Below are 23,225 nucleotides of genomic sequence, written 5' to 3'. Positions count from 1 at the left end.
CTTCTGGGTCAGTTCAGCTGGCCCAGATGGATTCTGTTGCAGGCTCTTCATTCATGGCGTAATCGCTCACGTCGGCACGCACGTGCAGCATCTGCCCTGTCATCGACATTTTCCAGATTTCCAGGCGCGCATCCTCGGGGGCTTCAAACCAAAAGACCTCTGTGGGCATCACCACCTTCTCTCGGTAGAAGTGGTCGGCACCAATGCATTTCACGATCACCATTCGGCTGGTGTCGTTTAGGTAAACACACTCAATCATCTTGAGCATCTGGAATGATGCCAATCTCGTGGTCTTAAGACAAGAGGAGTGTTTGATTGGTCACCGAATCAGCACGCCTTTAGATTTGCTACAGATGAGTTGATACAGAGTCGGTCGATTGTGTATCGACCGTCACGATTTTGCTCTGGGCTTTGAGAAGTGAGCGCCCACTAGCGTTTTGAAGATCGCAAAGAGTGGCTCTTTCGTTTCAGCTGAAACAATTCTTTTTCGCCGCTTTTTGCATGATTGCTTTGTCGATCATGGGGATTGCAGAATGGAGAAAGCGATCGGTTTGAGTGTTTCTCAGCAATTCGATGTTGAGCGGATGAATCGCGCGATCGAATCAACAATTGATCCACAGCAGCTGCAGGTTTTGGCCAAGCAATTGCTTCAGGCGTGGCATTCCCAGCGCGCTGCAACAGTTTGGATTACTCGAGAGCGGGAGCAGCTGGGCTGAGGCTCAATGCGTTGGCTTCAAGCAGCGAGTTCAGAGGCGATGCGTTGCGGGTTGTGATTCGGCCGTTTCAGGGATGTGCGATCTGCCTGTCCTGCTGCGGCCAGATCAGCTTGAAGGGCTGAATTGCAACTGCGCAGTCGCGACCAGCTGGGCAGCTGATGGGCAATCGGCGCTTGCATCAGTTTGGCTAGGCCGGGGCGCAGCAGGCCCGCGAAGTTTTGAACCGCTAGTTCTTCGCCATGGCGGTCGTAGGGCAACCGGTTGATGGCTGAGTCAAGGCCGAACTGCCTCACGCGATCCTCGCCAACCCTTCGGTACAGCACTTCAAGGGTCGGTAGTTGATCCATCGACATCACGCAACCTTCGTGTTCCATCAGGCCGCGCAACACCGTGCCGAAAATTTCGCCCGCCATTCGCTGCAGGCCTTCGCTGGGTTGTTGGCCCAGCTCCTTGTGTTTGTGGTCGAACAACCCCAGATCCACTTGAGCGATTCGGCTGGAGGCCACATGGCGATACACCTCAGACAACAGGCCCACCTCCAGTCCCCAGTCCGACGGGATGCGCAGATTCATCGCTAGATCGGTGGTGAAGGCGAATTCACCAGCCAGGGGATAGCGGAAGGATTGCAGGTACGACAGGTAGGGCAGAGGTCCGAAAATCTGCTCCAGGCTGGCCAGCAGTGGGCCAACAAACAAACGAGTGGCTCGGCCCTGAAGCGCTTGGGTTTCCAGGGAAAGGCGGCTGTAGAACGCCTTCACGTAGGCAATGCCGTGGGACCGATCTAGCAGGGGGCGGAGCATGCGCTCTGGATACGCCGATCCAAAGGTTCTGATGTCGGCATCGAATAGGCCAACCACCTCAGCGTTCTGGCACGCCACACCGAGCCCCTGCCAGACGGCCCAGCCCTTGCCTGGTGGTCCGGTCACGTCGAGCCCCAGTTCGCCGACGGATTCGAGCAACTCCCGTACGGCGGGGCCGTTGGTCCAGTGCACCCGAACGGGGAAGGGCATCCCCTCGAAAAATTTTTCCGCCGCTTTGACGTCCTCTGCGCTCGTGGCTGCCAAAGCCACCACCAGTTCGTTGAGTCCCTTCAGGCCCGAAAGTGTGTCGCGAATCAGGGCGAGGGCCGGGCGGCTGAATTCCTCCATTAGGCAGGGGATCAGCAGGGTTGTGGGTCGCTGACTCAGCTCCTGGTTGAAGGCAACCGCATCGAGATTGCCCAAGCTGTAGTCATGGACGGTGCTGATCAGGCCCTGCTGAAAATCCATGTGGTGTTCGATGCAACAACAGAGGTCAGAGTCCTGCCCCATACCTGAAAGGTCTGGAGGAGGAAGGTGATGCAGCCCCCGCGCGACGAGACGCTGCGGACCCTGCTTGGCGATCTGTACCCGAACGATTCTTCCGGGGATGGCAAGGAGTTGTCGTCGCAATTGCTGCAGATCTTGAGCCAATCGTCAGGAGATGGCGATATGGCAGAACACATCGATCGCTGGGACGGTGGCGATGTGGTCTTGATCACCTACGCCGACACCATTGGTGAGCAGGGTTTTCCTGGGCTTCAGGCCTTGAAGACGTTTGTGAATCGCCATCTGCAGCCCTTCGCAGCTGTGATTCATGTGCTGCCGTTTCTTCAATCCACAAGTGATGGCGGTTTTGCGGTGGCCAGCCACACGACGCTTGAGCAGCGTTTCGGTGATTGGCATGATCTCGCCGCCCTGGCCCAGGGCCGACGGCTGATGGCCGATCTGGTTCTGAATCACGTGTCGGCCTCTCACCCCTGGGTGCAGCAGTTCATGCGGGATGAGCAGCCCGGCCGCTCCTGTGTGCTCGAGGCAGCCCCTGATCCCTGCTGGGTGGATGTGGTTCGTCCGCGCAGTTCCAATCTGTTCACGCAATTGAGGGGCCCCGTTGGTGCTCGTCAGGTCTGGACCACCTTTGGCCCGGATCAGGTGGATCTCAATTGGCGCAGTGCGGAGGTGCTGCTGGGCTTTGCCCGGCTGATGCAACGCATGGCCCGGCATGGGGTGCGGTGGATCCGTCTGGATGCCGTGGGTTTTGTCTGGAAGGAACCCCACACCTCATGCATCCATCTGCCGCAGGCCCATCAACTGGTTCGGGTGCTGCGGCTGCTGCTTGATCAGGTGGGACCCGATGGCGTTTTGGTCACCGAGACCAACGTGCCGGAGCAAGAAAACCTCTCCTATCTGAGGAGCGGTGATGAAGCGCATCTCGCTTACAACTTTCCCCTGCCGCCCTTGCTGCTGGAGGCCAGCGTCAGTGGTCGGGCCGATCTGCTCAATGCCTGGCTGAGTCGTTGGCCCGACTTGCCGCCGCAAACGGGGCTGCTCAATTTCACCGCCTGTCATGACGGCATCGGTTTACGGCCGTTGGAGGGCCTGATGCCCCAGAAGCGCTTGCTGCAGTTGTTGATCGGCTGCGAGCAACGGGGTGGACTCGTCAGCCACAGGATGCTCAGTTCCGGTGAGGAGGTTCCCTACGAGATCAACATCAGTTGGTGGAGTGCCATGGCGGATGGGGGGATTGATCCCACCTATTTCCAACGGGAGCGCTTCCTGCTCACTCAACTATTGATCCTGGCCTTGCCAGGGGTCCCCGCCTTTTATTTGCCGGCGTTGCTGGCGGCTCCCAATGATCTGACCCGCTTTCGTCGCACGGGCCATCGCCGGGATCTGAATCGGCCCCAGTTCACGGCCCAGGCCCTGGAGCGCCGCCTGGCGGATCCCGATTCAGATGTCTCTGCGCTGCTGCCGGTGTTGCGGCGGGCTCTGGCCGAACGAGCTGTTCACTCGGCCTTGCACCCGGATGCCCCGATGACGGTGCTGAGCGGAGACCGGAGTGATTGCGTCATCCTGCGGCGCTCCCGTGGGGGGGAAATGCTGGTGGCTGTCCACAACATCACGGCAGCGCGCCTCAGCTTTCGCCTCAGTGGCCTGGGTGGTGATCTGAACAAGCCCTGGGCCGATTGCCTGAGCGGTCATGTGTTCGAACCACATCAGTCGCATTCGCTAGAGCCTTATGCGGTGCATTGGTTGGTTCAGCCATGACCGCGAGTGTCGAGCCGGCGTGGTGGGTGGTGACTGATCTCGACGGCACGTTGCTGGATCACAGCTACGACTGGTCGCCGGCCAAGGATCTGATCCGTCAGCTGCAACAGCACCGGATTCCGGTGATTCCCTGCACCAGCAAAACGGCCGAGGAAGTGCGCGGCTTTCGCGCCGAGGCGGGGCTGCATGACCCTTACATCGTTGAAAACGGTGGCGCCGTGCATGGGGAAACTCCGGAAGGGGAGCCCTGGGAGCTGGCGTTGGGTCCGGATTGGACGGCGCTGAAACCTCAGTTGCAGCGACTTCAGGCTGAGTTGGGTGAGCCCCTGCGCCCGTTGGATGAACTCAGTGAGGCGGAAGGGCAGCGGTTGTTGGGGCTTGGTGGTGAAGCCTTGCGCCAGGCGCAGCGGCGCTGCTGCAGCGTGCCTTTTGTGCCGCCCTCGGTAGAGGGGCGTCGCCGGCTTGAGGCCCTGGTCCAGCGGATGGGCCTGACGGTGGTGCAGGGCAACCGCATGGGTCACCTGCTGGGGCCAGACATCAGCAAAGGCAAGGCGTTGGCCACCCTGAAGCGACATCTGGGTGCTGAGCAGGTGCAGGTCTTGGCCTTGGGGGATTCCCCCAACGATCTGCCTTTGCTCGAGGTGGCTGACATCGCTGTCGTTGTGCCCGGGCCCGATGGCCCCCATCCCGCGTTGCGTTCCGGGATCGATACTGGGCGTTTCCAGTTGGCGGCAGCCCCCCATGCCAACGGTTGGGATGAGGCTGTGCGCCGGATTCTTCAGGTCTAGGCCATCACTGGCCCCTGGCTCAATCCAGCAAGGATTGCCAGAGCTCCACTGCAGCAGTGGTTGCCGCCATGGGCTGACCGTTGTGGGATGCGATCGGTCGACAGCTGAGGCTGTTGATCAGAACGGCTTGATCGTCGGCATCGAAAGTGGCCGCCAGCTCGGTTTCCACCGCGATGCCCTGGGCCAGTGCACGGCCCCGCATCACCCCTGGGAGGCAGCCGCTGCTGAGGGGCGGTGTCAGCCACTGCCCGCGACGCCGGACCACCAGATTGGCCGCCGTTCCGCAGCACAGGGCTCCAGCCGTGTTCAAGAGCAGAGCGTCGTCGACCCCTTGCTCCTGGGCTTCCCTGCGGGCCTGGATCGATTGCCCGTAGGCAAAGGTCTTGCAACGGCTCAAGCGGCTGGAGGCGTTGCGGCGCTCATGCCGACTGGTGATGGTCGTGACGGCTGAAAATGTTGGCGTGCAGGCCTGGAGCGTGAGCCAAAAGCGGTGGTGCCCTGGGGCCGGCAGTCCGATTCCGCGCTGAGGTGAGCTGCCCCGGCTCCAGTTGAGCCGCAGGGCTCCATCGGCTTCGCTCAGCTGGCTGCGTTGAATCGCGTCTTCAATTAGAGGCTCCAGCGCGTTTTGCTGCGGTGGCTGGTCCATGCCCAGCAGAGCTGCACTGTCGCTCCAGCGCTGCAGGTGCTCCTCCAGGAGTTGCGGCGCACCGTTGCGGATCAGCACCGTTTCAAAGAGGCCGTCGGCCAGGAGCAGGGCGCGGTCGTCGAGGGGAAGCTGCAGGTTTGCTGTTGTTCCCCACTGACCCTCGATCCAGGCGATAGCGGTGCTCATGCCAGCGGTGGTCATGTCAGCGCCTCCAGCAAGGGCTGCAGTTTCCACATCAACTCCTCTGCTTCGCCAAGGGGATCCGAGTCGGCGACGATTCCGCAGCCGGCATGGGCTCGCAGGGTGTCGCCTTGGCGCAGTAAGGATCGGATCAAGATGTTGCTGTCGAAGCTGCCGTCCCAGTCGACCCGCAGCAGTGATCCGCAGTAAGGCCCTCGGCTGGTGGGCTCGAGCTCATGCAGGCGTTGGCAGGCCCGCAGTTTCGGCGCCCCGCTGATCGACCCCCCAGGCCAACTGGCTTCCAGAAGATCGACCCAGCTCAATCCAGCCTGAAGTTGTCCCTCCACGACTGAGGTGAGGTGATGCACGGAGGCATAACTTTCGAGCCCCACCAGTTGGGGAACCTGAATCGAACCCGGCTGGCAGGCACGACCGAGGTCGTTACGCAGCAGGTCGACGATCATCACGTTCTCGGCCCGGTCCTTGTCGCTGCACACGAGTTCCGCGGCGAGATTTGCATCCTGTTCGGGGTCGCCATGGCGCGGCCTGGTGCCTTTGATCGGCCGGGTTTGTACGGATCCATCAGCACTCACCTGCAGAAAACGCTCCGGGGACGATGACAGCAACGCCTCGTTCTGGTCGCTGATGATCAGCCCTGCAAAGGGGGCAGGACAGGCCTGCCTCAGGGTGAGAAACAGCTCGAGGGCGCTGCCTCCCTGGGGCCAGGCTGTGCTGCAACAGGCCGTGAGATTGGCTTGGAAGAGATCACCTGCAGCGATCAGCTCACGGATGCGCTGCACTCCTGCGGCGTACTGCTCGGGTGTGGTGTGGTGACTCCAGGCCGTTAAGGGGATTGATGGGGCCTCGTCTTTGGGCTGCTCAGGGCTGGAGGCCAGCTGTTGGGTGAGGCGTTCCAAAGCAGCCGTGCTGCTGGCTTCGATCCACAGCCTGCGCTTTTGCAGATCAAAGCGAAGCACCGGATCGTGGCGGGCGATCCAAAGCGTGGCCATGCCATCGCTGGCCCAGGGGTTTCCCGGTTCCACCCAGGCGGCGGCTTCATAGTTCAGCCAGCCGCACCAATGCCCTGGGGCAAGCCCCCGTAGTGCCTCGAAGGGATTGCGGGCTCCTGGCTCTCCAGGGAGGCCACGGCAGCAGATGATCTCCTGGGGTGCCACCGCCAGGGTGGCCCATCGGCCCAGGTTGCTGCCGTCGCCATCCAGCCAGACCAGGCCTTCTTCGCCGTAGGCATGGGCCAGTTGGTTCGCGAGCGCTTTGGGCTCCTGCCAGGGCAGTTCAAGCCGTTGGGGGTGGATCATGCCGCTGTTGAACTGCAGAGGTCAGGCCGGCCTGCCTCGCGGAGCGCTGCATTACGGATGCGGCAGCTGTCGCAAACGCCGCAGGGGTGCGTGCCGCCGCTGTAGCAACTCCAGGTTGTTTCGATCGGAACACCCAGGCGAAGGGCTTCCTCAACGATGCGCACCTTGCTCCACTGCACAAGCGGTGCCCAGAGTTGGGCACCATGGCCTTCTCGACCGGCTTTGCTGGCCAGGTCGGCCAGGCCCTGAAAGGCGTTGAGGTAGTCGGGCCGGCAGTCGGGATACCCCGAGTAATCGACAGCATTCACGCCCAGCACCAACCTCTCGGCTCCGCGAGCCTCAGCCAGGCTCAGGCCAATGGAGATGAACACGGTGTTGCGCCCTGGCACGTAGGTGGGCGGAATACGGCCTTCCTCCACGCCATCGGTGGGGATCGAGATGCTGGCGTCGGTGAGGGCTGAGCCCCCCCAGCTGGCCAGATTCACGCTGATGCGGTGATGCTCTGCCAAGCCAAGCTGCTCAGCAACGGCAGCGGCGGCGTCCAATTCGCGGCGATGGCGCTGGCCGTAGTCAAAGGACAGGCCGATGACGCGGTCGCCCTGCTCAAGGGCAAGGGCCGCAGCGGTTGCGGAATCCAAACCGCCGGAGAGAAGCGCGATGGCAGTGCGATGACTCATCTCAGAACCGTGAGTTCGTGCAGGGCGCAGTAGTCCAGCTCATCAAGGTCGGTGTCCTTGGCTTGTTCAAGCAGTGACAGCAAACCGCTCAACCCCTGATCCTGGAGCCCAGCCGTTGTCGCTTCCTCCAGGAACAGGCGCAGGTCTTTGCGTAGCAGGGCGGTGCTGAAGTTGGGATCGGCGTAGCTGTGATCCAGCATCCGTTTCAGCTTCTTGTCGAAGGTGGGGGCGTAGAGCGCAGACGGCCGCAGGATGGCCATGAACGTTTCCACAGGAACGCCGGCCCGCTGAATCAGTTGCAGGGAGAGGGAGAAGCTGTGAGTGAGGCTGGCGATCAACTGATTGAGGGCCAGCTTGGTGGCAGCGCCGCTGCCAACGGGGCCTACGAGCTGGGGCTCTTGGCAGAGATGAGAGAGGAGTGGCCGTTGTTCTTCGAAGACCTGCTCTTCGCCGCCGGCCATCACCAGCAGCGATCCGTTCAGCGCCTGTGGTTTGCTGCCGAGCACCGGGGCTTCCAGATACTGCCCTCCCTGGTCCGCAACCTGTGTGGCGAGCTTGCGACTTTCCTCAACTCCCATGGTCCCCATCGGGACCACCGTTGAGCTCTGCAGATCCCCAATCGTGCCGATCACGGATGCCGTTGCTGCCCCGTCACGCAAAACGGTGATCAAGATGCTGTTGTTTTTCGCGGCTTGCCCCAGATCGTCGATCGCTGTTGCACCCTTCTCCACGAGGGAGACGATGCGGGAGGGGTCGCGATTCCAGACGTGGACGTTGAGACCCTGCTCCAGCAATCGCGTTGCGATCGCCGTTCCAAGGAGGCCTGTGCCCAGAACGGCCACTGAGGTCATGGGCTCAGGTGATCAAATTCTGTTCAACCTCAACGTAGTGGAGCAGACCCTGCCCTCAACGGCCTCCTTCAGCGGATTCCAAGCCATTTGTGGCTTTGCAGGCTGAGGCGCCATTGGGCGTGTTGACGCACATGCTCCACAGCCAGGGCTTCTCCGATGCTGCTCTCCCAGCCCGGTTGCAGCAGCCGCTCTGTGTCGTCCTCGCACTTGCACGCCATGGCTGCAGCGAAGCTGATGTCTTGCGGGCCATGCACCACAACCTTCAGCTCATGGCAGGCCTGCAAAAGCTCTTGCCGTGGGGGGCGGTGGCGTTTTGGCGAGAGGGTGATCCAATCGAAGCGTCCGCTGAGTGGATCCACCCCGCTGGTTTCCAGATGCAGGGGGAGACCGCATCGCGCATCGAGGGCCTGGGTGAGGGGCTGCAGATCGTGATGCAGCGGTTCTCCACCGGTGATCACAACGAAGCTGGCTCCGGCTTCAGCTGCCATCTGGGCGGCATCAGCCAAGGCATTGATGGGTTGCTCAGGGTGCCCTTGGGCCGGCCATGAGTGCTTGGTGTCGCACCACGGACAGCCCACGGTGCAGCCGGCGAGCCGAATGAAAAATGCACTGCGTCCGGCATGGTGGCCCTCTCCCTGCAGGGAATGGAATGTTTCCACCACCGGGAGACGCCGGGAGTCAGCCATCGACGCGGTTCATGGGATCGCAATGTCCCCCTGTTGACGCAGGGCCTGAGCCGGTGAATCCGGAAGGCGTTGTTGGGCTGCTTCGATCAATCCCCGGAACAACGGATGGGGTTGTCCAGGCCGGGAGAGGAATTCGGGGTGGTACTGGCAGGCGGTGAAGAACGGATGCCCTTTCAGTTCGATCAACTCCACCAGGCGTCCGTCCGGGGACGTGCCGCTCACCACATATCCGGATTCCAGGAAAAGATTGCGATAGGAGTTGTTGAATTCGTAGCGGTGGCGGTGGCGTTCGTAGACCACCTCGTCCCCGTAAAGCCTCTGGGCGAGGGTTCCCGGCGCAATCCTGCAGGGGTAAACCCCCAGGCGCATCGTGCCGCCCAGGTCGACCACGTCCTGCTGTTCCGGCAGCAGGTGAATCACGGGATGGGGCGTGTTTTCGTTTAATTCAGCACTGGTTGCCTCGGTGAGGCCGGCCTGGTTGCGAGCCCACTCGATCACAGCGGTTTGCATCCCGAGACAGAGCCCAAGGAAGGGCACCCGTTGTTCCCGGGCCCAGCGAATCGCTGCAATCTTTCCATCGACGCCACGGTTGCCGAAGCCACCAGGCACGACGACGGCGTCCATTCCGCGCAGGAGTGCATCGGCGCCGTCGGCTTCAATCTGTTCGGCGCAGACCCAGTGCAGGTCGAGGGAGGCATCCTGGGCAATGCAGGCATGCTGCAGCGCTTCGACGACGGAGAGGTAAGCGTCGTTCAGCTGCACGTACTTGCCCACCAGGGCAACCTTCACCGACGGGCCGGGATTGCGCAGCTTGTTGACCAGTTGTTCCCATGCCGCCATGTCGCTGTCATGGTCGGTCAGGTTCAGCACGTCCAGCACTTCACGGCACAGACCCTCCTGCTCAAGGATCAGCGGCACGGCATAGATGCTGTCGGCATCCAGAGAGGGAATCACGGCGCGGGTGGGCACCCCGCAGAAGCCGCCGATTTTCCGCTTGAGATCGTCGCTGATGTCGCGATCACTGCGGCAGACGAGCACATCCGGCTGGATGCCGATCGAACGCAGTTCCTTGACTGAGTGTTGGGTGGGCTTGGTTTTGAGCTCGCCGGAGGTGCCGATGAAGGGCAGCAGGGTGACGTGGATGTAGGCCAGGTCGTTGCGACCCACGTCCTCCCGGAATTCACGGATGGCTTCGATGAAGGGCAGTGATTCGATATCACCCACGGTGCCGCCGATCTCCGTGATCACCACATCGGCATTGCTGTTGGAGGCAACCCGGTGGATGCGCTCGCGGATCTCGCCGGTGATGTGGGGAATCACCTGAACGGTGCCGCCGTTGTAGTCGCCGCGGCGCTCCTTGTTGATCACCGATTGGTAGATCGAGCCGGTGGTCACGCTGTTCAGGCGTGACATCGCCGTGTCGGTGAAGCGCTCGTAATGGCCCAGGTCGAGATCGGTTTCGGCGCCGTCTTCGGTGACGAAGACCTCACCATGCTGGAACGGGCTCATCGTCCCGGGATCCACATTCAGGTAGGGATCCAGCTTGAGAATCGAAACGTTGTAGCCCCGCGACTTCAGCAACCGGCCGAGGCTCGCCGCCACGATTCCCTTGCCAATGCTGGACACCACACCACCGGTGATGAAGACGAATTTGGCCATGACCTGCCGGGCGACTCTTCAAATTAGCTGGCGTCGGTCATGGGCTCCAGGGGGAACCGGTGTTTTAGGAATCCAGGCCCTGGATGTAATCCCGGACTTTGCTGCGTCGTTGGGGTTGCCGCAGTTTCAGCAGGGCGCGGGTTTCGATCTGACGAACGCGCTCCCTTGAGAGTTTCAGCTCCTCCCCGATCTGGGCCAGGGTCTGGGGCGTGTCGTCCTCCAATCCGAAGCGCCGGCGCAGGACAGCGGCCTCGCGACTGGTGAGTTCATCCAGGAGATCCTCCAGATCGTTGTGGAGTTCGTCGTGGGTGAGGGTCTGCTCCGGGGTTGCATGGCCGTCCTCGATCAGATCCCCAAGCTGGGTGTCCTGTTCGCGGCCGACACGGGTGTCCAGAGACACTGAGCGGGGCACCCGGGCCAGGGTCTGGCGCACGGTGTCTTCACTGATGCCCAATTCGCGCGCCAGATCCGCGATCGAGGCAATGCGTCCTTCGTTGCTTGCAATCTCCTGCTGGACCCGTTTGATCCGGTTCAGTTTTTCGGTGACGTGAACGGGCAAACGGATCGTGCGGCTCTGGGTGGCGATGGCCCGGGTGATGCCCTGGCGGATCCACCAGTAGGCGTAGGTGCTGAAGCGGAAACCACGGGTGGGATCGAACTTTTCCACGGCCCGCTCCAGCCCGAGCGTTCCCTCCTGGACCAGATCCAGGATTTCCATGCCCCGCTGCTGGTACTTCTTGGCCACCGCCACCACCAGGCGCAAGTTGGCCTGAATCATGTGGTCTTTGGCTCGCCGCCCGTTGCGGAGGGCCAGCTTCAGATCCTTAGCCTCCAGCTGGGCCTGCTCGGCCCAGGCCTGATAGCCCAGGTCAATCCGCTGCTGCAACTCGGGCAAGGGCAGTCCTGCCGCTCGGGCCCATTCCTGCTTGGTTGGCCAGTGGCTGTGCTGGTTGGCTTCCCGGCGTTGCAGTTCTTCGAGACGGTGCAGTTCACCGATGGCGGCATCGCTCTCAGCCAGCTCCCGTTGCTGGAGCAGCAGTGCTTCACGGCGCTGCACCAGGCGGGCCAGGGTGACCTCCTCCTCATTGGTGAGCAGGTCGACCCGGCCGATGTCCTGGAGATAAAGCCGCAGCAGATCCGTTGTGCCGCTGCTGCGGCGCTCACGGGTCCCCCCTGTCCGTCGGGGCTTGCTGGGCAAAAGCTGGCCTTGTGAAGTCCAACTTCAGGGTTCCTCGCCGTTGGCCGCGGTGCGACAAATGCGCTGATTCCCTTCGGGATCTGCTCAGCCCAGTAGCCGCCTTCAGTCTTCCTGGTCGGGCTCAACCCAGGTGCTGGCCACGTGCAGTTCCTCTAGCTGCTTGTCAGCAACGCCCCCTGGGGCACTGGTCATCAGGCAGCGGGCCTGCTGGGTCTTGGGGAAGGCAATGGTGTCGCGGATCGACTCCTCTCCGGCCAGCAGCATCACCATCCGGTCCACACCGAAGGCCAGGCCGCCGTGGGGCGGTGCGCCCACATCAAGAGCGTCCATCAGGAAGCCGAACTGCTCCTGGGCCTCCTCGAGAGGCAATCCAACCGTCTGCAACACCTGGCGCTGCAGGGCGGAGTCATGGATGCGCAGGGAGCCGCCGCCGAGCTCAAGGCCATTGAGCACAAGGTCGTAGGCCTGGGCCCGGGCTCCGGGCAGGTTTTCGGCCCACTTCGATGCATCGCTGCCGAGATCCTCCGCATTGGGCGCGCAGAAGGGGTGGTGCAGGGCCTCGTAACGGTTCTCGTCGCTGTTGAACTCGAACATCGGGAAGTCCACCACCCAGAGGAAGTTCCACTGGTCGTTGTCCCGGTCGGCCTTCACCATGCCCAGCTCCTTGGCCAGGTACTGGCGCACCCTGTCGAGGGCCTTGTTCACCGTGGCGGTGTCGCCGGCACCGAACAGCAGCAGGGTGCCGGGTTTCGCGCCGGTGCGGCTGAGCAGCTCCTGCTTCTGCTCATCGCTGAGGTTGTCCTTGATGGCGCCGATCGTGTCGATCTCACCGCCGTCGCGCACCCGGATGAAGGCCAGGCCACCGGCACCGGCTTTCTGTGCCTCGCTGAACACATCGCCACCCGGCTTGATCCGCACGTTGCTCACCGCATCGTTGCCGCCGGGCACCGCGATGCACTTCACAGCGCCGCCGGACTTCACGGCGCCACTGAACACCTTGAAGCCCATGTCCTTCACGATGTCGCTCACGTTGGTGAGCTCCATGCCGTAGCGGGTGTCGGGTCGGTCGGTGCCATAGCGCTCCATGGCGTCATGCCAGGTCATGCGTGGGAAGGGCCGCGGCAGTTCGATGCCCTTCACGGCCTTCCAGATGGCGCAGATCAGTGATTCGTTCAGCGCCAGGATCTGCTCCTGATCCATGAAGCTCATCTCGATGTCCAGCTGGGTGAATTCCGGCTGGCGGTCGGCCCGCAGGTCTTCGTCGCGGAAACAGCGGGCCACCTGGTAGTACCGCTCGATGCCGCCCACCATCAGCAGCTGCTTGAACAACTGGGGGGACTGGGGCAGGGCGAACCATTCGCCGCCGCAGACCCGGCTGGGCAGCACGTAATCGCGGGCGCCTTCCGGCGTGGAGCGGGTCAGCACCGGGGTCTCCACCTCGATGAAACCGGCGTCTTCCAGGAAGCGACGGGCGGCCTGGATGGTCTGGGCCCGCAGCCGTAGGTTGTCGTTCATGCGCTTGCGGCGCAGATCCAGATAGCGGTGGCGCAGCCGCAGTTCTTCGCGGGTGTTCTCCTCGTCGTGCACCGACACGGGGAAGGGCAGGTTGCCTTTCACGCTGTTCAGCACGGTGATGCCGCTGGCGAGCACTTCCACGGCTCCCGTCGCCAGCTTGTCGTTCAGGGAGTCGCCGGGCCGGGCCCGGACTTTCCCTTCAACCTGCAGCACGGTTTCGCTGCGCAGATGCTCGGCGACGGCGAAGGCGTCGGCGCCCAGATCCGGGTCCACCGTGATCTGCACCGTGCCGCTGCGGTCCCGCAGGTCGATGAAAATCACCCCGCCGTGATCACGGCGTCGATCCACCCAGCCGCACAGTTGCACCTGCTGATCAATGTTCTGTTCGCGCAGGTCGCCGCAACCGTTGCTGCGCATGGGATGTCTCAACTGGAGAAGAGCGAGTTTCCCACAGCAGCGGTGAGCTTCAGGCGCGTTTGTAGAAGGGCTTGCGAACGACCGTTGCCGGCTGGGCCTTGCCGCGGATCTCAACGCTCAGTTCGGTGCCGAGTTTGGCGAGGGACGGCGGCACGTAGGCCAGGGCAATCGCTTCTTCCAAGGTGGGTGACCAGGTGCCGCTGGTGACGATGCCCACCGTCTCTCCGTTGTGCATCACGGGATAGTCGTGGCGGGCGATGGCACGACCCTGCAGCTTGAGCCCCACCAGGCGTTTGGCCGGGCCGGATTCCGCCGCCTGCTCCAGCGCCTGTCGGCCCACAAAATCCACGGGCATTTCCAGGTGCACGAGCCAACCCAACCCGGCCTCAAAGGGGTTGGTTGTGTCGTTCATGTCCTGGCTGTATAGGTGCATGGCGGCCTCCAGCCGCAAGGTGTCCCGTGCCCCCAGGCCGCAGGGCGTGACACCGCGATCGAGCAAAAGCTGCCAGAGCTTCTGTCCGTCGTCGGCGTTGAGCAGCAGCTCGGCACCGTCTTCGCCGGTGTAGCCCGTGCGAGCACTGAACACCGGTTGGCTCAGGCCCTTGAGATTGAGCATCCGGTGGCCGAAGCGGGGCAAGCCGCTGAGGTCTTCGCCGCTCAGCTCCTGCAGCAAACCCATGGCCTCAGGGCCCTGCAGAGCGAGCAGCACACCGTCCTTTTTGATGTCGGTCACCGTCAGGCCAGCGGGCTCCATCTGTTCACGGATCCAGGCGGTGTCGCTGTCGGCGCAGGCGGCATTGATCACCAGCACCAGCGCACCCCGTTCGGCATCAATGGCACCGCAGTCGTAAACGATGAGGTCGTCGCGAATGCCGCCGCGCTCGTTCAGCAGAACCGTGTAGCAGGCTTCGCCGGGACCGATGCGGTGCAGGTCGCTGGGGATCAGCTTTTGCAGCGCATCCTTGGGATTGGCACCTTCGAGGCGCAGCACTCCCATGTGGGAAATATCGAACATGCCGACCCGTTCGCGAACGGCCTTGTGCTCCTGGATCAGGCCGCTGAACTGAACCGGCATCTCCCAGCCGGCAAACGGCACCATGCGGCCCCCGGCGCTGCGGCAGGACTCGAACAGGGGAGTGCGCTGCAGGGACATGGGGGCGGCCGATGAGATGCGCATTCTTATGGAGGGCTTCACGATCCGGAAGGGAACCCGGAACTTTGTCCCTGTCGATGGTCCGTTTCGCAGACCGTCACTAGCTTGAGCGCGTTTCCGGGGCGCTTGTTTGGCCACCAGCTCCTGCTGTCGCAGTTGTCAGTACTGCACCCTGCCGGCAGGTGCCAAGGGGTGGTGCCGTCTGCGCCGGTTGGAGGTGCATGCCGAGATTGCGGATCTGATGGTCTGTCACCACTGGACCCCCCGTTCTCCCAAGCTTCCGGCTCTGCAGAGCAGCAGCGTTGGTGAGTGCCAGCTGGAATTGGATCGCACCTTGAGCTGAGGCCGGATTGGTCCTCGACTCTGATCTCCGTGATGGCCTCCACCGGATGATCACGGGATACTGCACCCAATCACGTCGTTGCCTTGTCTGCCTCAGCTCCGCTGACTCCTCTGGAGCTCATCCAGGAACAGCCTGAGGTGGATCACCTGACGCTTCCCACCGGCGCAACGGTTTTCAGTGCCGGTGAACCTGTGCAGTTCATCCATGTGATTGAACGGGGATGGATGGAACTGAGCAGTGGTCCGTTGAACCGCATTCGCTTTGGTAGCGGCGAATTGTTTTTCTACGAGGATCTGGTGCATGGCATCGAGTGCCACAGCCGTGATGCCACAACGGTGACTCCTGTTTCGCTGTTCCGCCTGAGCCGCACCAACTTTCTGGCACTCATCCACAGGCACCCAACGCTGGTGCTGCAATTGCTCAGCAAACAGCACAGCCGTCTGCGGCAGCAGCGGGCTGATGCCCGTCACTTCTATTAGTCGCGACCCAGGAGCAGCAGCAGGCTGCGGGTCACCTTGGCGGCCAGCACGGCGCTGATGCCGCTGGTGTCGAGTTGTGGGGCCAGTTCCACCACATCGGCCGCCACCAGGTGATGCTCCTTGAGCACCGCGATCAGGCTGGCGAAATCAGACCAGTGGTAGCCACCAGGTTCAGGGGTGCCTGTACCCGGCAGAGCTGAGGGATCAAACCAGTCCAGATCGACGGTGAGATAGATGGGTTTCCCCTGCAAGGGAGCGAGAGCCTGTTGAAGGGCGTCGACGCTGGGCATCAGCCGGCCGCTCTCGTGCAGTTCGGTGAATTCCTCCCGCGTGCCACTCCGGATCGCGAGTTGAAACAGCGTCTGGCTGGGAAGAACCTCTAAACAGCGGCGCATGGCGCAGGCATGGCTGTGGCGGGCCCCCAGCCAGCTGTTCCTGAGGTCGGCATGGGCATCCAGCTGCACCAGCACCAGGTCGGGGTGGCGTTGTGCCACAGCCTCCACGGCACCGGAGCTGATCGAATGCTCCCCGCCCAGCATCAGAGGCCTGAGCCCCAGGCCGAGCACGGCTTCGGTCGCCTGCTTCACCTTGGTGAGAACCGGCTCAGGGTTGCCGAAGGGAATCTCAACGGCACCAAGATCGGCAAAGTCGAGATCCTCCAGATCCAGGTTGAGTTGCGGGCAATAGGTCTCCAGGCCAGCGCTCACCTCTCGGATGGCGGCGGGGCCGAAGCGGGTGCCAGGGCGAAAGGAGGTGGTGCCGTCATACGGCACACCAAATAGACCAACGCGGCAGTCGGCAGGGTTGCGGCGGGATCCCATGAAAATGGTTCCGTCGCTGTCAAACAAACTGTCGAAAAGCCCATTCGGCGGTTGTGCGGTCATGGCTGCAGTTCCCGTTCGACGAAGGCGGGGATGGCGTCCATGGCCCCCCGCTGCCAGCGCGGTGACCAGATCTCGCAGCCTGCGGCGATGGCCTCGCTGCGCTCTGGGTCTGGAGTGCGGTAGCGGGGTGTTGCCATCGCAGCGAAGGTCCAGCTCCACCAGCCGCTGGGGTACATCGGCACCCAGCCATAGAGCGGGTCGGCATGGTCAAACACCTCGCGTAATAGGCGCACCATGGCGATGTGGACATCGCGGAAGGCTTCCGGAGATTCGCTCTGCGTGCCGAACACGCCCCCGGGCTTCAGCATCCGTCGGCAGTTTTCAAAGAAGGCGCGGTTGAACAGGCCTTCGGCGGGTCCGGCGGGATCAGAGCCATCCACCAAGACAACGTCATAGCTCTGGTCCTCAGCCTCAGCGGCCCAGGCGATGCCATCGCCCACTGTGAGCTGGAACCGCGGATCGGCCCAGGCGGATCCGCCGATGTCGGGGAGGTGTTCCCGGCTGAGTTCCACCACTCGTCCGTCAATCTCCACCATGTCCAGCCGCTGGACACCTGGGTGCCGCAGGCATTCCCGCGCGGTGCCGCCGTCTCCGCCGCCAATCACCAGGATCCGCTCGATCGAGCTGGCACTGCATAGGGCTGGGTGCACCAACGCCTCGTGGTAGTGGCGTTCCTGCTGTTCCGCTGTCATCCAGCAGCCATCCAGGAGCAGCCCCCGCCCGTAGCGCTCACTGCGAATCACGCTGATCCGCTGGAACGGACTGGTCTCCTCGACCAGCACTTCTCCCCTCAATCCATAGCGGACGCCGCGGTGCTCTTCGTCAATCCAGCTGCTCATGGGCTGCGGTGGGCATCTCTCCAGCTAAGGATCCGGGGGGCCTGTTACCAAACACCAGATGTAGTGCTCTTGGGATTGACGAACGCAAGATGTGGAGGTTGAATGTGTTTGGTTGGGGAGCTGCTGTGGAAGAGGGCAGCTCCAAAGCCTTTTTCATCAGATCAAGGCTTTCGTTTTACAGATAGGGCTGAGGGTTGATGTAGGTGGTCCCTCTTCGAAGCATCAACCTGGTGGGAGCATCCTGTTGTTCTTGAGCCAGGAGATGGCTGGTGCAAGACCTGGTGGTGAACGAGCGGTTGACCATTCCGTCCAGGGAGCTGCGCTGGCGGTTTAGCCGCTCATCCGGCCCCGGCGGGCAGGGGGTCAACACCACCGATTCCCGTGTGGAATTGCTTCTGGATCTAGCGAACTGTTCCTGTCTGGGTCCATTTCGCCACGCCCGATTGCTGGAGCACTTCCAGCCCCGTTTGGTGGAGGGCTGCCTACGGGTTGTGGTCGCAGAAGAACGCTCCCAATGGCAGAACCGACAGAAGGCTCTGCATCGCATGGGGGAGTTGCTGCGGGAGGGCTTGCAGCCAGCACCGCGTGCCCGAAAGGCCACCCGGCCGGGTCGTGGTGCCGTGAAGCGGCGCTTGGACACGAAGAAAAAGCGTGGTGACCTCAAGCGTCAACGGCGCAGTCGTCCCTCCCTGGACGACTAATCGGATCCAGAGGTGGGCGAGTTTTCTGCTCGGATCGCCGCTTTGGCCTGTTTCCAGAGGGCTTCCAATTCGTTGATGCTGCGGCCCTGCAGATCCCCTTCCAGGGCAGCTTCAACGCGGGAGAAGCGGTCGAGGAAGCGTTGATTCGTGCCGGCGAGACCCTCCTCGGGTTCGATGCTGCACCAACGAGCCACATTCACCAGGGTGAACAGCAGATCCCCCAGTTCCTCCTGGGCATGACCTTTGTCGCCGTTGGCCACCGCCTCCTTCAGTTCGTCCAGCTCCTCATGGACCTTCTCCCAGACGCCGGCCATGTCATCCCACTCGAAGCCGGCTTTGGCCGCTTTCTTGGAGATGGTCATGGCTCCAGCCAGGGCCGGCAGGCCCCGCACCTTGGTTCTGAGCCGGTCGCTGAGGGGGCTGGAGGAGCCCGCCAGTGCCTCGGCCTGCTCCTGGAGCTTGATGGCCTCCCAGCTGCGTCGCACCTCGTCACTGGTGCTGGCGACGGCATCGCCGAACACATGGGGGTGACGGCGGATCAGTTTGTCGCTGATGCCGTCGGCAATCGCATCCAAATCAAAGCGCTGCTGCTCCCGAGCGATCTGGGCATGCAGCACCACCTGCAGCAGCAGATCCCCCAGCTCTTCCTTCATCTCGGCATCGCTGCCCTGGCGGATCGCATCGGCCACTTCATGGGCCTCTTCCAGCACGTAGGGCATCAGCGAGGCATGGGTCTGCTCCAGATCCCAGGGACAGCCCGCTATTGGATCCCTGAGTTGGGCCACAACATCGATCAGTCGCTGGATGGCGTCAGAAGGAGCGTTGGCCATGCCGGGGCAACACTGGGGCAACGCCCACCTTCTCATCGCTGTCGTTTCTTCGACCATTCTTGGGGCCAGGGGTCGCCATCGAGGATCAGGTGGATCCAGGCACTGCCCTCCAAGCCCACAAGCAGAGCGATGAACTCCCGTGGGTGCTGATGCATCAGTTGCTGGAGCGTCGTCAGCAGCACCGCTGGTGAGAGTGCTGGAACCGCCATGCTCACGATCAGGCACCAGGTGAGCAGCACCGCCAGGCGCGCGGTTGTTCCCAGCAGCGGACCATGGGACCAGAGCGAGCGATGGGGAATCAGCAGGCGGTAGGGCCACCAGAGAAAGCCGAGGGCTCCCCAGCGCCGCAGCGCATTGGAGCGGGTATCGAGGTCTGGGGACAGCCATAAACCGCCAGCCAGGCAGCTGGCGGCTGCGATCAAGGCTGCAGCCCATCCCAGCACCAAGCCCACAGCGATGCCGAGCGGGAGACTCATGACCCAGATGCTCTGATCGTGGCGGCGACCCGTTGCCAAGTCTTCGGGGCTCTCGTGCGCCCCCAAGCTGACGCGTTAGGGCAGAATCTGCCTGGTGGGGCGATTAGCTCAGCGGTAGAGCACCTCCCTTACAAGGAGATTGTCACTGGTTCGATCCCAGTATCGCCCATTCCTTCAAAGCAACCACCAGCATTGGCTTTCTGTTCTGAGCAGGGAGGCCACTTTTCTTGATTTTCATCTAGGTGTGCTCCAAAAGGTGCTCCAAATAGTCCTATCGTTGAGTCGGCCCAAAAGTTCGCTTTACCAGCGGCTTTCACGAGTTGATCGGTTATGCCGCGAGCTACCGCAACAGAGACACTGGAGAGAGTCGAACACCTCCAGGGATGATCCTGGAGGGGCAGCCCAATACCGCTTGTCTCAGTTTTGCGAGACAAGCGTGGGGGGTCTCCAGAGCGCAGGGCTACAGGCTTCTGAAGAAAGCATGGACGCAGATCAAGGACGACATCGATGAGAGCGGAATCGACCGGCAGGAGCTGCTGTCGTGGTCAATCCAAACGCTGATGGCCGCGGCTGGGCAGGCGATGCAGCAGAAGAACCCTGGCGCCGTGGTGAGTGCCATCCGCCAGCTTGATCACATGACCGGCACCGGATACAACTCCCACCGCGGTTACGGCATCAACAGGCGCAAATACTGAACAAGCTCCTCATTTGATCGATGACTCAGCACGCAAAAGCCCCGACTTAGTCGGGGCTTTCACTGACCTTGGACGGGTAATTCCTTATAGATCCAATCAAGACAAGTATGTGTAAATCGATTCAAAAGATACTTTTCGAAGTAGCCAAGGGGCCATCTCCTCTTTCGCTAGCCCAGCGAAAGAGGAGAGTGCATTGGCCCGTCGATCCCGTCCAAGGACGACTTATGAATCTTGACCGAAGGTATTCATGTTGGGTGTGATAAATATTTTCAATTGATGTGGCATGCAGCACAAATTATTCTCGCTTATGAAGTCTTAGGGCCGACTTAGCCGAAGATTCAGAGAAATTTCTTGATGCAGTGCGCTTTCTTGCTTATGCCCATATTTTACTCCGGTTAACCAATTGCCTCACATTCTTTGGTTAATTTTGGATGAACTCGATTTCATCAATATTTAGATTACTTTTAGTGCTTTGTTGAAGGTGGTTGAGCCTAATTGGGATTATTTCGTCCATGCACCCTTAGAAGAAGGTGTAGTGCGCTTTGAAACCAAAACCGAGCGTGCACTTTATGCAAAGGTTGTTGCCTCTGAAGCGAACTGGATGGAATCTCAAAGTTGTGAGCGTCTCATAGTCTATTTGAGAGCAAGGCAGGATTTGGAGTCTTTTCGAGAAGGATTTAAAGCCAAGGAAAGTTAGTTCTATAAGTCTAGATATTGCCAAATATATACCTTCTCGCTTGCAAAGCTACTAATGCGCATACCTCGTCTTTTGTTTTTGGTGATTTTCAGGAAGTTTATTGGTGCCCAATGAAGTACGTGATTGGCTATTCGCATATGATTAAGATGCACTTGTCTATTGGCAGACAGCGTGCAATATCTTTTGGTTCAAGGCAGGGTAGAGTTCGACATAGTGATCTTTATTTTAGAAATTAATATGTAGCAAATTTCTCTTGCTATGCATCAAGACTACACCGCTATTGCCCTTCTCCTTTTTACTGCATTACCGCTCTTGTGCGTTGCCGCAGCGGCGTTCTTCTATGTTAAGAATAACGAGCGGAAAACACCGCTTAAGAGGGAAGATTTTTATCGATAAATCTACGACATAAGGGTTCTTCGGTTAGTGGTGATTGATCCTTGAGTAGACTACGTCGACTGAGTTTCTAAATACTGTCTAGAGATGGTTGTTAGAAGGCAATAAAGAATAACTAATTATTATCACTACGATTTCATGTCGCTTTGGGTGTCTGCGCTGCTCGGAGTTGTGAAATCTGGCTATGGAATGATTCTTAGGTCTTAGACCTTGAGGTGCTGCCCGCCTCCAGTTATATAACGCTGAACTGACTTCTCCCGGTCAGAAGAGAAGCCAGCTTTCTTGTCAGCGCCCAATGACCACGGCTTGCCATTGGATGGAGGTTTTGGGGACTCCGAATACATAATCACTTTTTCGTTGAGTGGTCTCTCTTCAGATGAGGCAATGTCGGAGTCCAAATGATTCGCGTCAACGTTCCGAGGTGCAGGAGTTTGCTCATACGCTGTGTATGCCGGCACTTCAGACCCTTGGAACGATGTGAGTCACGAGGTCAGCATTGACCCAGTTGGTGACGTGATTATCCACATATATCACCTGGAAAAACTTTGGAATCTTCGGGTTTTTGGCGCTGCCAATAACGTTAATGACGTCAGCCACGCGCCAGGTCTTGTCAGTGTTCTTGATGATCACCGCCATTCCCGCTTTGACGTGGAGAAAGACCGGATCTGGTTTGGGCGTTGATGCGCCACTTGCATGATCAATTGACATACACCTTTTCAAGTAGGTCTCTACTGCTTCTGGCAGTTAGACGAGTTGCAGCTGCCTATGAAATAACGCTGATCTGACTCCCCGCATCGTCAGAGAGGGAGTCAGTGGTGTTATCAGCGCCCAATGGTCATGCAGGGGCCATTGGATGGAGGTGGGCCTCCAAAGTCACAGTCGCACCGTCTATGGCTATTGCTTGTTCTTAAGAGGAGATGGCAGTGATCAAATGAGCCGCGTCAACGTCCATAGCTGTTCACCTAAATACTGGACCAGCCGCGTTCTCAGGTTGAGCTGGAGGTGCTGGAGCTTTAATCCTGTTGTCTATCCGCAATGGTGAGAACAGCAGAAGGTTTCCGCCAACCAGCCCTGCCGTGACGACAATCGCGGTGACTACTTCCAGCAACTCAGTCGTTTTTCCTGAGGTCAAGTCACCCTTCAGTTAACGCTGAACTGACTCCCCGTCCGCCAAGAAAGGAAGTCAGCTTTTCTGGACAGCGCCCAATGGTCATTGGAGAAACCATTGGATGGAAGTGCCCAGCAACGGAACTTCCAAAGACACGATCAGTTCTATCGTGGGCTGCGCTCTTTCAGATGAAGCGATGGCAGCGACCAAATGAGACGGATTCCTAGATCACCATGGACTGAGCTGCAGCGGATGCTGCGACATAACGCCATTGAGGTTTAGGAGACGTTGCTCACCATCAGTCAGATAACGCTGATCTGAATCTCCCCCTGAGGAAAAAGAGGAGATTCAGTGGTGTTACCAGCGCCCAATGGTCATCACTCCATTGGATGGAGGCTGTGCTGCGCTCCAGTCAAACTATCGCCTCGGCAGGCATCGTGTGCCGTTCCAATGGGGCGAAAGCGGCGTCCAAATGATTCGCTGAAATGTTTTTACGACTGAAAACGCTGAACTGACTCCCCTGGTTGAGGAGAGGAGCCAGGCCGTCACTTGCTATGTCAACGCCGGACTGGATAAGCGTAGACACACACAGCGTCCAATGGAAATTGCCCCTCCATTGGATGGAAGATCCATGCGACTGAACTTCCGCAGATACCATCGCTCCTGCTGGGGGTTCAGTGCAGTTCAGATGAGGCAGTGGCAGTAACTAAATGAGGCACACCAATGTTGTGGCAAGCGAAGACTCTGTACCGACTCCTCCCCTGAAAAACAGGAGCCAGTGCTTCTCGTCAGTGCCCAAAGCTTGCATCAACCCGTTGCGGCAAGCCATCCCAACATTCGCGTAGATGCCATCAAAGGGGCAATGCGCCTTAATGCCGATGACTTTGTGCCCTCAAGGCACAAAAATATGGTC

At 60.5% G+C, this 23,225-nt stretch carries 24 protein-coding genes and 1 tRNA gene; 9 read left to right on the top strand and 16 right to left on the bottom strand.

What is annotated here, in order from left to right:
- Positions 1-13: 13 nt before the first annotated feature.
- Positions 14-268: a DUF1830 domain-containing protein gene (locus DXY02_RS07415; protein WP_114988741.1), complete on the bottom strand. Its 255-nt coding sequence runs from the start codon at positions 266-268 to the stop codon at positions 14-16.
- 169 nt (positions 269-437) lie between these two features.
- On the opposite strand from DXY02_RS07415, the gene DXY02_RS07410 reads away from it, so the two are divergent.
- Positions 438-716 (top strand): hypothetical protein, encoded by a 279-nt coding sequence (locus DXY02_RS07410; protein ID WP_371640032.1) that lies wholly within the window; start codon positions 438-440, stop codon positions 714-716.
- Positions 717-733: 17 nt separating this feature from the next.
- Here DXY02_RS07410 and DXY02_RS07405 read toward each other — a convergent pair whose 3' ends face one another.
- Complete coding sequence (locus DXY02_RS07405; RefSeq protein ID WP_114988883.1) at positions 734-1,984, bottom strand: glycosyl transferase; 1,251 nt, start codon at positions 1,982-1,984, stop codon at positions 734-736.
- 69 nt (positions 1,985-2,053) lie between these two features.
- On the opposite strand from DXY02_RS07405, the gene DXY02_RS07400 reads away from it, so the two are divergent.
- Both DXY02_RS07400 and DXY02_RS07395 read left to right on the top strand, forming a co-directional pair.
- Positions 2,054-3,781 carry an alpha-amylase family glycosyl hydrolase gene (locus DXY02_RS07400; protein WP_114988740.1) on the top strand — a complete coding sequence of 576 codons (1,728 nt, stop codon included), beginning with the start codon at positions 2,054-2,056 and terminating at the stop codon, positions 3,779-3,781.
- Positions 3,778-4,569 (top strand): HAD-IIB family hydrolase, encoded by a 792-nt coding sequence (locus DXY02_RS07395; RefSeq protein WP_114988739.1) that lies wholly within the window; start codon positions 3,778-3,780, stop codon positions 4,567-4,569. Before DXY02_RS07400 ends, DXY02_RS07395 begins: the two co-directional genes overlap by 4 nt.
- Positions 4,570-4,588: 19 nt before the next feature.
- On the opposite strand, the gene DXY02_RS07390 is transcribed toward DXY02_RS07395, so the two are convergent.
- The 9 genes from DXY02_RS07390 to gcvT form a co-directional block, all read right to left on the bottom strand.
- On the bottom strand, positions 4,589-5,401 hold the full coding sequence (locus DXY02_RS07390) for an aminotransferase class IV (protein ID WP_114988882.1): 813 nt from the start codon (positions 5,399-5,401) through the stop codon (positions 4,589-4,591).
- An 11-nt stretch (positions 5,402-5,412) separates the two neighbouring features.
- Positions 5,413-6,711: an anthranilate synthase component I family protein gene (locus DXY02_RS07385; RefSeq protein ID WP_114988738.1), complete on the bottom strand. Its 1,299-nt coding sequence runs from the start codon at positions 6,709-6,711 to the stop codon at positions 5,413-5,415.
- Entirely contained in the window at positions 6,708-7,388 is a 681-nt protein-coding gene (gene queC / locus DXY02_RS07380; protein WP_114988737.1) for a 7-cyano-7-deazaguanine synthase QueC, read from the bottom strand. Before queC ends, DXY02_RS07385 begins: the two co-directional genes overlap by 4 nt.
- On the bottom strand, positions 7,385-8,239 hold the full coding sequence (locus tag DXY02_RS07375) for an NAD(P)-dependent oxidoreductase (protein ID WP_114988736.1): 855 nt from the start codon (positions 8,237-8,239) through the stop codon (positions 7,385-7,387). The genes queC and DXY02_RS07375 overlap by 4 nt, the downstream gene beginning before the upstream one ends.
- A 68-nt stretch (positions 8,240-8,307) precedes the next feature.
- The gene (locus DXY02_RS07370) at positions 8,308-8,925 is read right to left on the bottom strand and encodes a 7-carboxy-7-deazaguanine synthase QueE (protein ID WP_114988735.1); all 618 of its coding nucleotides are present in this window, start codon (positions 8,923-8,925) and stop codon (positions 8,308-8,310) included.
- Positions 8,926-8,934: 9 nt separating this feature from the next.
- Positions 8,935-10,584 (bottom strand): CTP synthase, encoded by a 1,650-nt coding sequence (locus tag DXY02_RS07365; protein ID WP_114988734.1) that lies wholly within the window; start codon positions 10,582-10,584, stop codon positions 8,935-8,937.
- A 64-nt stretch (positions 10,585-10,648) separates the two neighbouring features.
- Positions 10,649-11,782 (bottom strand): RpoD/SigA family RNA polymerase sigma factor, encoded by a 1,134-nt coding sequence (locus DXY02_RS07360; RefSeq protein WP_114988733.1) that lies wholly within the window; start codon positions 11,780-11,782, stop codon positions 10,649-10,651.
- 102 nt (positions 11,783-11,884) lie between these two features.
- The gene (gene aspS / locus DXY02_RS07355) at positions 11,885-13,714 is read right to left on the bottom strand and encodes an aspartate--tRNA ligase (protein ID WP_114988732.1); all 1,830 of its coding nucleotides are present in this window, start codon (positions 13,712-13,714) and stop codon (positions 11,885-11,887) included.
- Positions 13,715-13,763: 49 nt separating this feature from the next.
- Positions 13,764-14,867 (bottom strand): glycine cleavage system aminomethyltransferase GcvT, encoded by a 1,104-nt coding sequence (gene gcvT, locus DXY02_RS07350; RefSeq protein WP_114988731.1) that lies wholly within the window; start codon positions 14,865-14,867, stop codon positions 13,764-13,766.
- A 130-nt stretch (positions 14,868-14,997) separates the two neighbouring features.
- Between gcvT and DXY02_RS07345 the strand changes: the two genes are divergently transcribed.
- Both DXY02_RS07345 and DXY02_RS07340 read left to right on the top strand, forming a co-directional pair.
- Positions 14,998-15,210, top strand: a complete 213-nt coding sequence (locus DXY02_RS07345) for a hypothetical protein (RefSeq protein WP_114988730.1) — start codon at positions 14,998-15,000, stop codon at positions 15,208-15,210.
- An 83-nt stretch (positions 15,211-15,293) separates the two neighbouring features.
- Positions 15,294-15,689 (top strand): cyclic nucleotide-binding domain-containing protein, encoded by a 396-nt coding sequence (locus DXY02_RS07340; protein WP_114988729.1) that lies wholly within the window; start codon positions 15,294-15,296, stop codon positions 15,687-15,689.
- On the opposite strand, the gene speB is transcribed toward DXY02_RS07340, so the two are convergent.
- A complete protein-coding gene (gene speB, locus DXY02_RS07335; protein WP_114988728.1) occupies positions 15,686-16,573 on the bottom strand; it encodes an agmatinase in 888 nt (295 codons plus the stop codon). The genes DXY02_RS07340 and speB overlap by 4 nt on opposite strands.
- A complete protein-coding gene (gene speE / locus DXY02_RS07330; protein ID WP_114988727.1) occupies positions 16,570-17,412 on the bottom strand; it encodes a polyamine aminopropyltransferase in 843 nt (280 codons plus the stop codon). Before speE ends, speB begins: the two co-directional genes overlap by 4 nt.
- Positions 17,413-17,681: 269 nt before the next feature.
- Here speE and arfB point away from each other — a divergent pair, with 269 nt between their 5' ends.
- Positions 17,682-18,113, top strand: coding sequence for an alternative ribosome rescue aminoacyl-tRNA hydrolase ArfB (arfB, locus tag DXY02_RS07325; RefSeq protein ID WP_114988726.1), 432 nt, complete (start codon positions 17,682-17,684; stop codon positions 18,111-18,113).
- On the opposite strand, the gene mazG is transcribed toward arfB, so the two are convergent.
- Together mazG and DXY02_RS07315 are read right to left on the bottom strand one after the other, a co-directional pair.
- Positions 18,110-18,943: a nucleoside triphosphate pyrophosphohydrolase gene (gene mazG / locus DXY02_RS07320; RefSeq protein WP_114988725.1), complete on the bottom strand. Its 834-nt coding sequence runs from the start codon at positions 18,941-18,943 to the stop codon at positions 18,110-18,112. The two genes, arfB and mazG, sit on opposite strands and share 4 nt — an antisense overlap.
- A gap of 32 nt (positions 18,944-18,975) precedes the next feature.
- A complete protein-coding gene (locus DXY02_RS07315; protein ID WP_114988724.1) occupies positions 18,976-19,458 on the bottom strand; it encodes a metal-binding protein in 483 nt (160 codons plus the stop codon).
- Positions 19,459-19,516: 58 nt separating this feature from the next.
- On the opposite strand from DXY02_RS07315, the gene DXY02_RS07310 reads away from it, so the two are divergent.
- The 3 genes from DXY02_RS07310 (at position 19,517) to DXY02_RS12835 (ending at position 20,811) form a co-directional block, all read left to right on the top strand.
- Positions 19,517-19,588: transfer RNA gene (locus DXY02_RS07310), tRNA-Val, on the top strand.
- A gap of 391 nt (positions 19,589-19,979) precedes the next feature.
- A complete protein-coding gene (locus DXY02_RS13075) occupies positions 19,980-20,114 on the top strand; it encodes a hypothetical protein (RefSeq protein WP_256377308.1) in 135 nt (44 codons plus the stop codon).
- A 475-nt stretch (positions 20,115-20,589) separates the two neighbouring features.
- Positions 20,590-20,811: a hypothetical protein gene (locus tag DXY02_RS12835; protein WP_136987660.1), complete on the top strand. Its 222-nt coding sequence runs from the start codon at positions 20,590-20,592 to the stop codon at positions 20,809-20,811.
- Positions 20,812-21,663: 852 nt separating this feature from the next.
- On the opposite strand, the gene DXY02_RS07300 is transcribed toward DXY02_RS12835, so the two are convergent.
- Positions 21,664-21,912 carry a DUF3104 domain-containing protein gene (locus tag DXY02_RS07300; RefSeq protein ID WP_114988722.1) on the bottom strand — a complete coding sequence of 83 codons (249 nt, stop codon included), beginning with the start codon at positions 21,910-21,912 and terminating at the stop codon, positions 21,664-21,666.
- Positions 21,913-23,225: the final 1,313 nt, after the last annotated feature.

Origin of the sequence: Synechococcus sp. N19, assembly GCF_900474045.1 — a bacterium.
Lineage (GTDB): Bacteria > Cyanobacteriota > Cyanobacteriia > PCC-6307 > Cyanobiaceae > Parasynechococcus.
This window is presented reverse-complemented; position numbering and strand designations above follow the sequence as displayed.